We start from the raw sequence: 15511 nt of genomic DNA on the forward strand, positions 1-15511 counted from the left end.
TGTAAGTTATTTATTAATCCTTCTCCTCTACTTCTTCCTTCACCTTTTGTATTAGCTTTTCTTCTCTCATTTTTTTATCTTCTTTTAAATCTTTTTTCATTAACATAAGAAGGGAGAAAACCATCGCTATCATTATCAATGCGAAAGGTAGTGCTGCGATAATGGATGCCGATTGTAGCCCGTCTAAACCATCGCTTATTAAGAGCACACTAGCTGTACCTGCAATTAAGAACCCCCATACTATTTTTACAAAAAGTTTAGGTTCTAAACTGCCATCACTTGTCATAGCTCCTAACACGTACGACGCAGAGTCTGCGGATGTAATGAAGAAGATAAGAATTAAAGTAATGGCTAGTAAATTAATGAAAAAACCAAGAGGTAATTCCCCTAAAGTTGCGAAAAGAGCTACTTCCACATTATTTAACACAAGGTCACTGATTTCCTCATTTCCAGCTAGAATCATATCCAATGCTGTCCCTCCAAAGGTGGAAAACCAAAGTGTTGCTATGAGAGAGGGAACAATTAATACCCCAGCGACAAACTCCCGTATCATTCTCCCTCTGGATATTCGTGCTATAAAGATACCCATGAAAGGTGCCCAAGAAATATGCCATGCCCAGAAAAAGATGGTGTATTCCCCTAGCCACCCACCATCGATAAATGGTTGTAAATCTAGGCTCATATGAACAACATTTGTAACATAACTTCCAATGGTAGTAACTGCGCTTTCTGCAATAAATAGGCTTGGCCCAACGATAATGACAAAAAGTAAAAGTATGGAAGCAATGGTGAGATTAATCGTACTTAATATGCGAATACCTTTGTTAATACCTGTTGCTGCCGAGAAAATAAATAAGCAAGTTACAATAGATATGATGATAAATTGTGTAACAGCATTGTTTGGTATGGATTCGAATAAGTGGGATAATCCCCCTGTAATTTGCAAAGCACTTAGTCCAAAAGTAGTCGCTACCCCTGTGGAGGTCGCCAAGACTGCAAAAGTATCAATACCCCTTGCAAATAGACCATATTGATTTTTCCCAAGAAGTGGTTGGAAGGCCGAGCTAATGAGAGCGGGTTTATTCTTCCGGAATTGAACATAAGCTAAAGTTAGTGCAACTAAGGAAAATATTGCCCATGGATGTAAAGCCCAATGAAAAACGGCATAACGAAGGCCAGCTGCTGCTTTCACTTCTTCTGCTGCATCGACATAGTTCGGGTGAGGATCGAGATAGTAAAGACCAGGTTCCGCAACACCCCAAAAGACAAAACCAACCCCGACTCCTGCGGAAAACAACATTCCTAGCCAAGTATAAAAAGTATATTCTGGTTTTTCACCTGGTTTACCTAAACGAAGTTTTCCAAATGGACTTACTGCTAAAAATAACACAAAGGTGATAAAGAATGCGGTTGATAACATATAAAACCAGCCGAAGTGATGTAATATTGCACCTAGAGTTGCCTCTGAGTAGGACTCTAATGTTTCAGGTGCAATAGCTCCCCATAGAACAAATATTGCTACGAGGGAGGCGGATATATAAAAGATAATACTAGGTTTTTTTGTTTCGAATTCGTAGTGTTTCTTAGACAATGTCAAACCTCCGTTTTTTCATAGATAGATTGGAGAATAGTTTTGAAAATGGTGTAGATATTAGCCCGTGGAAAAAGATATTAGTGTCTAATAATCCATTCCCCGTTAATTATCTATTAAACTATGGAAATTTAAGTGAAATGAGAGAGGGGTTACAGAGGGAATAAAAAAGGTACTCTCATGCGTGGATGCATGAAACTACCTTTTGATAAAGGGTAGTGTCTCGAATCTAAGTCTTACTGTCTTACTCCGTATAGGCTAGAACGCCGAGCGTACAGATGAGAGTACGAATTGTCTCGTGAAGTGAAAATCGAACCAAAATTATCTTAATGGCAACTCATTCTTCTCCCACGCTTCCAAAAGTATCTTCTTTTTTACTTCTGTCTCTAAACCTTGGATGAACTTTTCGAGCCGCAGATCATAGTTTTCATCTAGTTGTAGGTCCGGTGTTGTTTCTTTTTTACAAATTGCAAATTGTTCAGGGATAACAATTCCATGTAGATTACGAAAAACAAGGCGGAGATGATTCAACGTGTTGGTTCCAGCTTTCAAACCTCCAGTTGTTGTGAGGAGTGCAATTGGTGTCTTTTCAAATTCTTTAAATCCAAAATAATCAAGTAGGTTTTTAACTGCCCCTGTATAAGAACCGTGATATTCTGGTACTCCCACAACAATTCCGTCTGCTTCTATTAATTGCTGTGAAACCTCTTTTAATTGTTCTGGTAATTCCATATTTGGCTCATAAACAGGTAACTGTAGTTCCCTAACGTCAATAAAGGTTATCGTTGCCCCTGTTTTCTGTAAACGTTCACTAATTATATTTAATAATTTTTTTGTAAAAGAATTCTTATTCATACTCCCGTTAATAATGGCAATAGATCTATTTTTCATGTGAAGTCCTCCTATTTCTTATTATGAACAAGAAGATGATAACGTGAATTCTTTCTAAATGCTCTATAGTATTATTATAACAAACGGTTTTACCCGGTGCGAAAATACTGCTTTCATAACAGGACTGAAAGAACGGACAATGAGTGTTTGGGAGGGGGCGCCTTGCGCTTTTGTTAATAAACTTAGCTTATTGACAAGTCCATATACTCCTATCTTACCAGTGAAAAAAAATATAAGCGGAGAATTTCCGTTTAAAATCAAAATTCACCTAATTTCGTGGCAAATAAGTGGAGTTTTTCCGACTATGCAAAGAAAATCCCCCCTATTTAAATAGATTTGAGTCAATAAGCGGAATTTCTCCGTTTATTCAGACTATTTTTCATGCTATTTTTTAAATAAGGGAAAATTCTCCGTTTATTTATTCCATTGAGCATTTCTCCTCGTTTCTTTCATTACATTGCTTGAAAGGGAAAGTATAAAATTTTTAGACTTTGAAAAATGTCTAGCTCCAGGCGCCATCGTCCGTGTCAAATAACCTGCCCGATTAAAAGAAAAAGCACTTTTTATGTCTAGCTACATCCGCCATCTGCTGTGAAAAATAAACTTCCAGTTAGAAAAGTAGAAAGCACTTTTCAACTGAAAGAAAATTCTTCGCAGATATGCAAGTGGATTAAGCTTTTCGTTCGTCCAGAACATTTGCATTTCGCCGGGAGACAGGATGTCGACATGACGCCGTGCACAGGACGTGGGCTGTTCTTAGGTGGAATTGGCGCGCCTTGCGCTTTACTAATAAAAAGGTTTTTTTTCGTAAATAAAGAATAGTAACAAAGAGGTGATAAAAATGGCTACATTTGATGATTTTATGAAGCTAGATATGAGAGTTGGAACAGTTCTAGATACTGCCCCGTTTCCGGAAGCACGAGTTCCTGCTATTAAACTTACAATCGATTTTGGTGAAGAGATAGGAATAAAGCATTCCAGTGCACAAATAACAAAGCGATACAATCCAGAGGTCCTTGTGGGTCGCCAAGTTGTTGCAGTGGTGAATTTTCCTCCACTACGAGTAGCAGGATATAAATCAGAGGTTCTTGTTTTGGGAGGAGTACCTGATCAGGGGGATGTAGTTTTACTTAATATTGATGAAGCGGTACCGAACGGCACAAAAATATCATAAGAAAAACTGGCTAGTTATCTAGCCAGTGCCACATTAAAACGTTTATTTGAAACAACTTCTTCTTCGATGTAAACATGGAGTAAGTACTCCCCAACCTCCGTTAATGGGTCTTCTGCATCAAGTAAGTGTAGTGTTACTTCCCTTTGGGTAAAAAAAGTATATGATTGTTCTCTTATTGTTTCCCAGTCTTCATTGGCATTTTTCCGGTAGAACAGTGTTATTTTAAAGTTTCTATTAGCTACAGGATCCTCTCCACGATAGAGAAAGTCAATGGACTCAGAGTACTTGATAAAGGTAGGTATTTCCTCTTGCTTCAGTAACTCCTGGTAAGATTGAGGCGGACCTTGCTCATTTGGATATACATAAACTCCAGAAGGAAGTGAACTGCCATCAATCCAATTTCCAATATGATAAGCCGGAACAATAAAAATGATAAGCACTGTAAAGGGAACCAGGAAAGCACTTGTTAGTGAACGACCGGATCGGTTGAAGAGAGGAACTCTTGGCTTGCCATCCTCTGCTTTGTTCCCTAAATTTCTTGTTACAAAGGTGGCATAATAGGCATTTCCTTTATATCCATAGATAATATGTAGAATCGGTATCACAAGAAAGCCCAGCATACTTATATTAGGTAAGAAAGTAAAGTATGTGATTATTGGCAAAACCGAATACAAAATGATGCTCAATGTTATGACGAAAAAATACGTTAATACATGAAAATACATGTTCCGATAAGCTAGCCAAAACGGGGTAAACAAGAAAGAAACCCAATTCCAACCAGAGAACGACATTGGTGACTTATGGGAAGTCCACTTATTTATATAGTAAGTTGAATTACTCTCTACGAAATCAATCACATCATTTTTAAATTCTTTGTCGTTTACTAAATTCTTTATATTTTTTGGTATCATTGCAATACTCCTTAAATATGCCCAAGTTATGATGAATCATCATAATCGTACCATTAATTAAATATTAGGTCGATAAAGACGGAACGAGAATGAAACAAACGTTTATTTGAAATAGGCAATGAGGAAACTACAGTTGGTAAATGTGAACAATTTAATAAAAGTAGTGAAAGAAACTTGAAACAGATACCCTACAGGAGTATAGTAGTTGTATAGATGAATAATATACATTTTATAGCAAATGATGTAGATAACAATCATTTGATTGGAGGGGTATAGATGGGTAAAGCACGTTTTGCGATTGAAGGGATGACATGTGCATCTTGTGTCAATCGTGTAGAAAAGAAAATTTCAAGAGTGGATGGCGTGGAGAGTGTGAATGTAAACTTAGCTACGCATCAAGCTCAAGTTGTTGGGAACATTGAAGATGGCAAGGTTGATGAGATTATCTCGTCCGTTGAAAAAATAGGATTTGGTGCTAAGTTGTTGGAAGATGGGAAAGAGGAAGATGTAACAGAAAAACAGCAAAAGGAATCAAAAAAATTAATCAAAGATTTTAGAACTGCTGCTATCGTTACAACTATTGTGTTAATTGGAAGTATTCCTCACATGATGCATGGCTGGGGTACGTGGGTACCAAACTGGATGTCAAATGCGTTCTTTTTACTTTTATTAACAACATATGTTCAGCTAGTACCAGGTTGGAGATTTTATCGAGCAAGCTATAAAGTTTTGAAAAACCGTTCTGCGGATATGAATGTACTAGTTGCGATGGGTACTACAACTGCTTGGGTATATAGTGGAGCTATGACGCTATTTCCAGGTTATCTTACAGGTTTAGGGTTTCCACATGAACTGTACTATGATGTTACAACCGTTATTACAACACTAATTTTATTAGGACGTTATTTTGAAGCAAAGGCCAAAGGAGAAACGTCTACTGCGATAAAAAAATTAATGGGTTTACAAGCAAAAACTGCAAGAGTTCTACGTAACGGAGAAGAAATAGAACTACCAGTGGAGAATGTGTTAGTTGGAGATGAAATCACGGTTCGTCCAGGAGAAAGAATCCCAGTGGACGGTGTGATAGTCCGAGGATCATCAAGTATCGATGAGTCGATGTTAACAGGGGAGCCAATCCCAGTAGAGAAGAAAATAGATGACCCTGTTATTGGGGCTACTATTAACAAATCAGGTAGTTTTACTTTCCGAGCGTCCAAGGTAGGAAAAGACACGACATTAGCTCAAATTATTCGTATGGTGAATGATGCCCAAGGCTCTAAAGCACCTATTCAACGGATGGTGGATGTCATTTCTGCTTACTTTGTACCTGCAGTTGTGATACTTGCAACGTTAAGCTTTCTTGTATGGTTGATTTTTGGCCCTGAACCATCTTTCATTTTTGCATTGACTACGTTTATCGCGGTACTTATTATTGCTTGTCCGTGTGCGTTAGGGTTAGCAACCCCTACTGCAATAATGGTTGGAACAGAAAAAGGGGCAGAAAACGGTGTGTTAATTAAAGATGCAGCCAGCCTAGAGCAGGCTCATCGGGTGACGACAATCGTTCTAGATAAAACAGGAACAATTACTGAAGGAAAGCCTTCTTTAACTGATATCGTAACTGCTGGTAAAGTGGAGGAAGCGGATTTATTAACATGGGTTGCATCATTAGAGAAAGCATCGGAGCATCCGTTAGGAGAATCCATCGTTAAAAGTGCGAAAGAAAAAGGATTAACTCTAGTAGATCCTGAGGACTTCCAAGCGATTAGTGGTAGAGGAATTGTTGGTTCCATTAACGGAGAAAAAGGGTTTGTAGGAAACCTTCAATGGATGAAGGACAATAATATTAATGTAGGGAAATTAGAAGCAAAGTCAGAGGAGTTAGCTAGCCAAGGAAAAACTCCAATGTTTGTGGCGAAAGAATCAGAGTTCATGGGAATCATTTCTGTAGCAGACAAACTGAAGAAAGAAGCTCCGATTGCCGTGAAAAAGTTAAAAGAGCTCGGAATTAACGTTGTGATGCTTACTGGTGATAATAAACGAACAGCAGCAGCAATTGCTGCTGAAGCTGGTATTGATCAATTTGAGGCAGAGGTTCTTCCAGAAGATAAAGCTAATTATGTAAAGAAACTACAAAGTGATGGAGAAATTGTTGCAATGGTTGGGGATGGAATTAACGATGCCCCTGCTTTAGCTCAAGCAGATGTAAGTATTGCAATAGGAACAGGTACAGACGTTGCGATGGAAACTGCTAATATTACATTGATGAAAGGTGAGATCATGAATGTTGTAACAGCTTTCCGATTATCAAAGGCAACGATGCGTATGATTTGGCAAAACTTAGGTTGGGCATTTGGATATAATATTATCTTAATCCCGGTTGCAGCTGGTATGTTATACCCGTTTTTCGGAATCCTGTTAAATCCAATGTTAGCAGGTGCTGCGATGGCATTTAGCTCTGTTTCCGTTGTATTAAATACGTTACGCTTGAAAAAATTTAAATCTCTTCCGGCTTCATAAGTAGGGGGTAACTTCATGGAAAATCGTATCTTGTTAGTTGACGACGAGACAGAAATGAGGAAACTATTATCTGTCTGTTTATCACCATATGGTTATGAATTAGATGAAGCATGTAATGGTGAAGAGGCGCTTTATAAACTAACAGACAATCATTATGCTTTAGTTTTATTAGATATTATGATGCCTGAAATGGATGGGTTTGAATTAATAGAACGTGTACGAAATCATTTGGATAACACTACTCCCGTCATCTTACTATCCGCTCTTGGAGATTCGGAGCGGGTGGTAGAGGGATTACGGTTAGGTGCGGATGATTATATTGTGAAACCCTTTGAACCTAAGATTTTGGCTGCAAGAATTGAATCTGTATTACGTAGAACACAAAAAGCAAGATCATCCAACGAAACGTTTACTGTTAAAGGGCTTGTATTTTACCCGGATCGCTTTCAAGTTTCTTATGAAAAACAGGTTCTTCCTCTAACAAAGAAGGAGTTTCAAATTTTACATCGCCTAGCCAGCAATCCAGGAAAAGTCTATAGTCGTGAGCACCTACTAGAGCTAGAGTGGGGTATGGAATACGAGGGAGATAATCGAACGGTAGACACTCATGTGAAGAATATTCGAGAAAAACTAAAGCACGCTGATTTTAATGAAGCTATTATTGAAACTGTATGGGGTGTTGGTTATAAAGCTATAGAGTGTAAATAACAGTGTATCTCATTTTTAGCATTGGAAAGTGGTAACAGATGATGAAAACAAACCTTGCGTCTAAAATTACAGCATTAGTAGTACTGATTTTATTGTTAACCATTATCATTTTGATTGGTGGAGCAAATTGGATCACAAAAACCTTCTATCAAAATCAATTAAGTGCGGAAGTAGAGGGAAGGATCTTATCTCATGCTCACTTATTAGAAAAAGAATTTGATGAACAAATGGTTGAATATATTGAGGAGATCGAGGTTCGTAGAAATAGTCAATTTCTCATTTTAGAAAATGATTTAGAAATTCTTTCTGTATCAGATCTTGTTCCTGAATCAGAAAGACACAATTATTTACGTTGGATTAATGAGCACCTTTCAAATGTGGGGGAAGTGGATCAGCCGTTTATAGATCATGTGGCTACTCATATGCCTTTTCACATCCCTCACATTTGGGCGCTTATGCCTGTTTTCCAAGACAATGAGATAATCGGTTATGTCTTTCTAGATCAAGATACAGGAGATTTAAACCAAGCAAGAATTAAACTGATTTTATTGTTTGTTATTATGGGTGCTATTACGTTTGGTATTGGGATAATACTGACGACATACTTGACGAAGAAAATTTCAAAACCGTTAAACCACATAAGTAAGTTAACACAAAATATAGCAGATGGAGATTTGGATATTGAGTTGGGTATTAAAGGAGAAGATGAGGTAGGTCGATTAGCATCAAGTATCCAATCGATGTCAAAGCAGTTAAAGGAATATCGAGATTCAAGAAGACATTTTATATCCCATATTTCTCATGATCTCCGTACCCCTATTACGTATATTAAAGGGTATTCTGCAGTAATGAAGGAAGTACCTCCTGATGATAATGAAGAATGGAAAAGAAATCTTCAGGTTATCTATCAGGAAGCGACAAGAATGGAGCACCTTGTTAGCGATTTATTTCTGTTAACCAAATTAGAGGAAGGGAAATTAAAGCTTGAATTAGAAGAAGTTCCTTTATGTTCTTGGGTTACATCATTATACGAAAGTAGAGCGATCATGTTTGATCAGAAAACGATAAATCACAAACTTAATATAGACGAAAACATAGAAGGCAAGTCTCTATTTGTTGACCCTTATCGTATGGAGCAGGCTTTAATCAATATTATAGAAAATGCAATAAGATATACTCCGAAAAATGGAAGTATCGATATACATGTAGATGAAAGAGACAACCATATTGCCATTTCTATTTTAGATTCGGGGCAAGGTATACCAAAGGCAGACCTTCCGTATATTTGGGATAGGTTTTATAAGGTAGATCGTTCTAGAAGTGGAAACGATAGTGGTACAGGATTAGGTTTAGCAATTGTAAAAGAAATTGTTGAAGCACATGGTGGGTTCGTAACAGTGAAAAGTAATGTAGGCGAGGGAACAACATTTACCATGTATCTTCCTATTCAATAATAAAAGGATGTGTCAAACAGAATGATGATTATCTGTTTTCACATCCTTTTTTGATGTTTGTACTGTATCAAATACGGATCAGCTTGGATACAACAACAATTCTATACACTTACCCATGGTGGATGAAAATACGTTATGAAGCATATTAGTACATTTCACTTTATATGGAATGAGCGAAGGTCCGCGAACTCCACTGGAAAGGAGTGGACTGTAGCGAATGGAATATCCAAACCAACAAAGTTAGAATTCCATATTAGTCTAATACACTTATTTTCAGAGTAGACTCCATAGTATCTCAGTAATCTCTAATGACAACGGCGCTATGGTCATGATGTTGCATGTTTGCGTCAATAAAGGGAGGATGCCAAATAAATAAAACAGTAACCCCTAGTAAATAGCACATGGTTATGAAATGGAAAAAAATAACTTTACTTGTTTTATCATACAAGTATCCTTTCCTCCAAAAATGAAGACTCCAAAATGCCCCTAATCCAATTAAAAGAAAGAATAATAACAAGACAATCCGGAGCTCTGGAATGGATAACATCTCTGCAGTCATTGCACCCATTAGCCCTGCCATTCCTCCTGTAAACAACCCTTCCACTATTTCTATGTTTCCATGAGGAATTCCAATATAAATTCCGACAACGGTGGATAATATCACACTGAGTATCAATGAAGTTAAAAATGATCCGTGGAAAATCCCACCGATAAATAAACCTAATGTAAATCCAACTAGCATGGAACCTCCCATGGCTAACATCATTTTCTCCATTTTCGTTCTATCCTTGTTGCTATTTTTCATGCCAATATAATAAAGAAGTAATGGGATAATAAATAATAAGCTATAGCTGAGCACGCAAAAACCTCCAACGTATGACTTAATCAAGGTGTAACTCTTCTAAAGCATATTCTATTTGGACAAGAGTTAGAAGTTTAATTTTACTCATTTATTTGTCACATGTTATGCGTTACGATCATTTACAAGGAAACCCATATTTGGTATTCTTAAAAAAGTGTATTTAATTAGGGTTTCGAAGGATTACAGGAGGCTAGTATGAAAAACACACAACTACCGTTAAAAGTACCATTTTTCTATGGTTGGGTAATTGTCTTTATCTCAGCAATGACTGTGTTTTTCTCTGGACCAGGTCAGACTTATTCTATTTCAATATTTATTGATGCGTATATAAAAGATTTTGGCTGGAGTAGTACGCTTGTATCTACAATGTATATGTTTGCTACAGTAGCTGCAGGTTTTTTATTGTTTCTCGTTGGCCGTGCTGTAGATAAATATGGTCCAAGAAAAATGGTAGTGATTGTTTCTAGTTTATTAGGTTTCGCTAGTTTATTTAATAGTTTCATAACAGGGCCTGTTATGCTCTTCCTCGGCTTTTTTATGTTACGGTTGTTTGGTCAAGGGTCTATGACGCTAATTCCAGGCACCCTAGTGCCACAATGGTTTCTCCAAATGAGAGGAAGAGCGTTAAGTTTTATGGCTATTGGTGGCTTCGCCAGTTCAGCACTTTTGCCTCCCTTAAACGCATGGATGATTGATACATTTACATGGCCAGTAGCGTGGAGAATATGGGCAGCGTTATTATTACTTTTTTTCGTACCAACAGCTTTATTTTTTGTTCGCAATAAACCTGAAGATGTGGGGCTGTTGCCTGATGGGGTTTCAGAAAATAGTGACAGTGATTCATCAAAGGAATCCGATGTGCAGGAAACAGTAAAGGAAGATAACTGGACGTTAAAAGAAGCAATGAGAACAAAGTCTTTTTGGTTTATTTTATTCTGTGTCGGTGTTCCATCGATGGTGAATACTGGCATTGTTTTTCATTTCATTAGTATTATGGGTGACCAAGGGATTTCGAGACAAACTGCAGCATTTATTTTAAGTTTGATGGCATTTATCTCCTTCCCAATTTCGTTAGTTGCGGGAGTTGTGGTGGACAAAGTAAAAGTAAATTATGTTCTTGGGTGTACGTTTATTGGTCAAATTCTCATTATGGTATTATTGGCATTCACGGTTAATGAGGGGATGGCTATTGCATTTGGAATTGCGCGAGGGTTGGTAGGCGGATTTGAAATGATCTGCTTAAACATGATCTGGCCAACCTATTTTGGCCGTAAGCATTTAGGTAGTATAAAAGGTATTGCTGTTACATTAACAGTTTTAGGGTCAGCCTTTGGCCCACTCCCGTTAGCATTAGCTTTTGACTACTTGGGTGGATTTAAAGAAATGATCTTGTTAATGATGATTTTTCCGGTAATTGCAATGTTTTTAGCTTTTTTCTCCTCTAAGCCAGACCGAGACTCTTTGAAAACAAGAGTAGAGGGAACTTCAAAGTAAAAAGTATTAGGGATCAGGTATGTTAACTGACTCCTAATACTTTTATGTGTAACTCCAGTGCCGACTTATTCGAAAGAAGTTAGTGCTGGAGTTTATTTGTAGTTATTTTTTCAATTCAACTTGTTCAATTGTACATGTTTTATCACCGATTAAGTATTTGGACTGACCTAAATAAAGTGGAATTTTCAACTCATTAAAATTAGGTAATCTGTCATCTCCAAACTTACTTTCATCTTTATGAAATTTCGTTATTTTTCCTACAATCCAATCATGATCACCGTAGGTTTGGATGTCCATAACTTCACATTCATATGCTACATATGCTACATCTAAAATTGGAGCAGAGACAGTTTCTCCCTTTTTCCAAGTAGCTTTCAGTTGTTCGAACTTATTCCCATTAGCTCCTGTTAACTTACCGGAACCTTCGATTAAGTAGGCGTGTTCTGCAGCTACAAAATTAATGGCGAATGACTTACTTTTTTCAATTAAATGATGCGTAAAACGTTCTTTTGCTACAGCAACTCCATATATAGCTGGACTGTATGAAATATAGGAATGCCATCCTGCAGCCATAATATTCTGTGTATCCCCATCGTTTGCTGTGACTAATGCAACTAACCCTGGATAACTATGCATAACTGTTTGATCAGTACTTTTTAACATAATGTAAAACCCCTTTCAAAACTTGTAGCTTCATTCCCTATATAAGTATAAAGGAAAAGTGGAGTAATGGACATGTTTGCGTGTGATAGGTTTGTGTCGATGAGGAGCTCCCCTCCAAAAATGGAAAGTGCACATATATTTGAAGAATTCGCACATAAAAGTGGGCAACCCGCACATATATTCTTGGAATTCGCACATAAAATCGACCAACCCGCACATATATTCCCCCAACCCGCACATATAAACAAAAACTAATTAGCTAACATGTTTTTTAATGACACAGATCATGGTGAAGGACGAATGGATTAAGATAAAACCATAAATGATCAAAACTGTATCCAAATTCAGTAGAAAAATGTGTTAAAGTTAAATTGGAATTACATGGTTTATTCGCATATATAGAATAAATATAGACAACTAGTTGATGTGACTTAGTGGAGGGGGATATGAAAAAGAAAAATATAGATAAATCGTTGTTAGAAATAGTTTACGAAAGTGCCATGTTTGTTTTAGCATTTATTGCAGTAGCTACTATTTGGTATCAAACACAGCATGATTCTCTTATCGTATGGGGAACGTGGGTAATCTTCTTTGTAGACTTCCTCTATCGTTTTATAAATACAAAAAGGAAATGGCAGTTTATAAGATCAAACCCATTTATGGTAATTGCCATTGTTCCTTTAGATGCCATATTTCAGTTAGCTCGTATAGCAAGGCTACTACATTTTATGAGATTGAAGGTAATAACAAAGTATTATGCAGAGCCTATTATTGAAAAGCTCGAGAAACAACGGGTTATTTTATTAGTTCCTATCAGTTTTCTCGTAATATTCATAAGTGTCGTGCCTTTGTATCTGTTAGAACCGAAACTACAAACATACTATGATGCTTTTATAGGGGGAATGGCATCCATCGTCTTTTTCGGCTATACGAAAATTTCGCCAGTGACAACAACAGGAACGGTAATTATTACGATGCTTACTATATTAGGAGTTATTATTCATGGGTTAATTATTCGATTTTTATTATTAACTTTTCTAGATTTACAGTTTGTAAAAAGTGTACGAAAGAAGTGGGGAAAACAACGGAGTCACCACGATGCATAAGCATTTGAAAAAATTAAAAGAAAGAAGCGTGTAAGAATGGAAAAAATTGGTAGGTGGACTGCTGGTATCTTCTTTATTTTGATTGGCGTTTTGTTCATTTTTCAAAGCTGGCTCAATATCTCTATCTTGAGCATGCTATCTTTTCTATGGCCAATTATCTTATTCTCATTAGGTGTGGAATTTATCTATCAATATCGTATAAAAGAGGTCGGAGAATCGCTTAAGTTTGATCGACTAGCAATGACACTTTTGGTTAGTATAGTGTTGATCAGTAGTGCACTACATTCCTTCCAAAACTCAGGGCTTGCTAATGCCATCCCTTTTTTTGGAGAGAATACTTCAATGGAGGTAAATGAAATCTATTCTGCGAAAAATATAGATAGCTTTTCCTTTGAAACAGTTAATGGAGCAATTGAACTGGAAGGTACTGATACAGATGAAATTCAAATTATTGGAACAGTTAAATCGAGACACAGAAATGAAAAAGAATTAAAAAAAGCATTTGAATCTGCTTTGGAAGTGAAGGATTCTCAGCATGAGTTTCAATATAATTTAAAGGGGAACTCGTCCTTTTTTTCCAAAACTAATAATTTCACTGTTGATTTAAAGATTTTTGTTCCAAAAGAGTTGGACAATGTAAAGATGAGGGTAACGAACGGGGCTTTACAAACTACTTCCGTTGATGGAAACGTTGAGTTAACTTCTGTAAATGGAAAAATTTCAATGGATCAAATCAGCGGTAATGTGCATGCCCGTACCACCAATGGTGCCATTAATCTTACTGATATCGGTGGTAGCGGTGAAATTACCACAACTAATGGGAAAATGAAACTGAAAAATATGAAATCCGACCTTATGGTGAAAGGAACAAATGGAGCTATTGAAATTAATAGTGAAGTGGCAGGGAATTGGGATATTCGGACAACGAACGGAAGGATTTCCATTGATATTCCTACAAATTCAGACGCTGCCATACAAGGGAAGACAACCAATGGGTCGGTTGATGGAAATGTGCAGTGGGTGAGAAGTGGTGATGGTGCAAGAAGAAATAAGGAAGGCACTGCTATGTTGAATACTGGTTCGTTTACCATAGATGTGAATAATACGAATGGATCTATACATGTGAATACTAGATAATGAAGTGAAAAAAAGCTACTCACAATAATTCGTGAGTAGCTCGTATTTATTGATAGCGAGGGGTAGTCGCGAATCAAAAAATTAATAAATTATTACTCTACACCAGCTGTCCATTCAGATACTCTATCTGCATTCGCTTCAACCCAAGCAGCAGCAGCGTCAGCAGCAGATGTACCTTCTTGAACGTTTAGCATTACTTCTTCCATATCAGCAGAAGTCCAGTTGAACCGGTCTAATACTGTATAAGCATCTAGATCATCTTCCTGTAATCCTTGACGAACCATTGTTGAAATATGTTGTGCTTCACCAAATGTTCCTTCTGGATCATCAAGATATTTTAAGTCATAAGAAGCAAATTTCCAGTGTGGATCCCAACCTGTGACAACGATTGGCTCTTCATTGTTAATAGCTTCTCCTAAAGCTGTAGCCATTGCACCACTTGATGAAGGAACTACATCCCATCCAGCTAGGTTTGCGTAATCAGTATCTACTGCAGCTTCTGCAGCAGTAACAACTCCAGATCCAGCTTCAATACCAGTAATTGTCGCTCCAAGCTCATCAGCATATGCATCTAAATCTGCAATGGAGTCAACAGTCATATAAGCTGGAACAACTAAACCAGTTTTTGCACCTTCTAAGTTTGGACCTAAATCAACAACACTATCACCATACTCAGCTATCTGCTCAGCATGCGTGGCAGGTAACCATGCAGCAACCATTCCGTCTGCTTCACCATTAGCGACTGCGCCCCACATTGGTGCGTTGTCAATAGGTGTTAATGTAACATCGTAGCCAAGATCTTCAAAAACCTTACCAATAACATGAGTAGAAGCAATTTCTGAATCCCACTCAACGTATACTAATTCAATAGACTTTCCGTCATTTCCACCACAAGCAGCTAGTAGCATTGTTAATGAAAGTACCGCAGCGAGCGATAGATTTTTCCAGTTAAGTTTAGACATAACGTAAATCTCCCCTTTATTTTGTTTGATTATTTATG

General features: G+C 37.3%; 13 protein-coding genes. 7 read left to right on the plus strand and 6 right to left on the minus strand.

The window, feature by feature from the left end:
- Positions 1-13 precede the first annotated feature (13 nt).
- Positions 14-1591 (minus strand): BCCT family transporter, encoded by a 1578-nt coding sequence (locus ACERII_RS04800; RefSeq protein WP_373640464.1) that lies wholly within the window; start codon positions 1589-1591, stop codon positions 14-16.
- Positions 1592-1912: 321 nt separating this feature from the next.
- Positions 1913-2482 carry an NADPH-dependent FMN reductase gene (locus tag ACERII_RS04805; RefSeq protein ID WP_373640465.1) on the minus strand — a complete coding sequence of 190 codons (570 nt, stop codon included), beginning with the start codon at positions 2480-2482 and terminating at the stop codon, positions 1913-1915.
- A gap of 841 nt (positions 2483-3323) precedes the next feature.
- Here ACERII_RS04805 and csaA point away from each other — a divergent pair.
- The gene (gene csaA, locus ACERII_RS04810; protein WP_373640466.1) at positions 3324-3656 is read left to right on the plus strand and encodes a chaperone CsaA; all 333 of its coding nucleotides are present in this window, start codon (positions 3324-3326) and stop codon (positions 3654-3656) included.
- A gap of 14 nt (positions 3657-3670) precedes the next feature.
- Here the strand turns inward: csaA and ACERII_RS04815 are convergent, their stop codons facing one another.
- Entirely contained in the window at positions 3671-4567 is an 897-nt protein-coding gene (locus ACERII_RS04815) for a DUF2628 domain-containing protein (protein ID WP_373640467.1), read from the minus strand.
- 276 nt (positions 4568-4843) lie between these two features.
- Between ACERII_RS04815 and ACERII_RS04820 the strand changes: the two genes are divergently transcribed.
- From ACERII_RS04820 to ACERII_RS04830, 3 genes are read left to right on the plus strand one after another with little or no spacing between them, the layout of a single operon-like run.
- The gene (locus ACERII_RS04820) at positions 4844-7087 is read left to right on the plus strand and encodes a heavy metal translocating P-type ATPase (RefSeq protein ID WP_373640468.1); all 2244 of its coding nucleotides are present in this window, start codon (positions 4844-4846) and stop codon (positions 7085-7087) included.
- Positions 7088-7102: 15 nt separating this feature from the next.
- Positions 7103-7795, plus strand: coding sequence for a response regulator transcription factor (locus ACERII_RS04825; RefSeq protein ID WP_373640469.1), 693 nt, complete (start codon positions 7103-7105; stop codon positions 7793-7795).
- A gap of 38 nt (positions 7796-7833) precedes the next feature.
- Entirely contained in the window at positions 7834-9249 is a 1416-nt protein-coding gene (locus tag ACERII_RS04830) for a HAMP domain-containing sensor histidine kinase (protein WP_373640471.1), read from the plus strand.
- A gap of 295 nt (positions 9250-9544) precedes the next feature.
- Here the strand turns inward: ACERII_RS04830 and ACERII_RS04835 are convergent, their stop codons facing one another.
- Positions 9545-10108 (minus strand): hypothetical protein, encoded by a 564-nt coding sequence (locus ACERII_RS04835; RefSeq protein ID WP_373640472.1) that lies wholly within the window; start codon positions 10106-10108, stop codon positions 9545-9547.
- A 198-nt stretch (positions 10109-10306) separates the two neighbouring features.
- Between ACERII_RS04835 and ACERII_RS04840 the strand changes: the two genes are divergently transcribed.
- Complete coding sequence (locus ACERII_RS04840) at positions 10307-11605, plus strand: MFS transporter (RefSeq protein WP_373640474.1); 1299 nt, start codon at positions 10307-10309, stop codon at positions 11603-11605.
- A gap of 102 nt (positions 11606-11707) precedes the next feature.
- Here the strand turns inward: ACERII_RS04840 and ACERII_RS04845 are convergent, their stop codons facing one another.
- The gene (locus ACERII_RS04845) at positions 11708-12268 is read right to left on the minus strand and encodes a flavin reductase family protein (RefSeq protein ID WP_373640475.1); all 561 of its coding nucleotides are present in this window, start codon (positions 12266-12268) and stop codon (positions 11708-11710) included.
- Positions 12269-12714: 446 nt separating this feature from the next.
- Here ACERII_RS04845 and ACERII_RS04850 point away from each other — a divergent pair, with 446 nt between their 5' ends.
- Positions 12715-13374 (plus strand): hypothetical protein, encoded by a 660-nt coding sequence (locus ACERII_RS04850; RefSeq protein WP_373640477.1) that lies wholly within the window; start codon positions 12715-12717, stop codon positions 13372-13374.
- Positions 13375-13410: 36 nt separating this feature from the next.
- Positions 13411-14511 (plus strand): DUF4097 family beta strand repeat-containing protein, encoded by a 1101-nt coding sequence (locus ACERII_RS04855; protein ID WP_373640478.1) that lies wholly within the window; start codon positions 13411-13413, stop codon positions 14509-14511.
- 92 nt (positions 14512-14603) lie between these two features.
- On the opposite strand, the gene ACERII_RS04860 is transcribed toward ACERII_RS04855, so the two are convergent.
- Positions 14604-15473, minus strand: a complete 870-nt coding sequence (locus tag ACERII_RS04860; protein WP_373640479.1) for a glycine betaine ABC transporter substrate-binding protein — start codon at positions 15471-15473, stop codon at positions 14604-14606.
- Between the last annotated feature and the right edge of the window lie 38 nt (positions 15474-15511).

Origin of the sequence: Evansella sp. AB-rgal1, from assembly GCF_041820985.1 — a bacterium.
In the GTDB taxonomy this organism is placed as follows: Bacteria; Bacillota; Bacilli; order Bacillales; family Salisediminibacteriaceae; genus Evansella.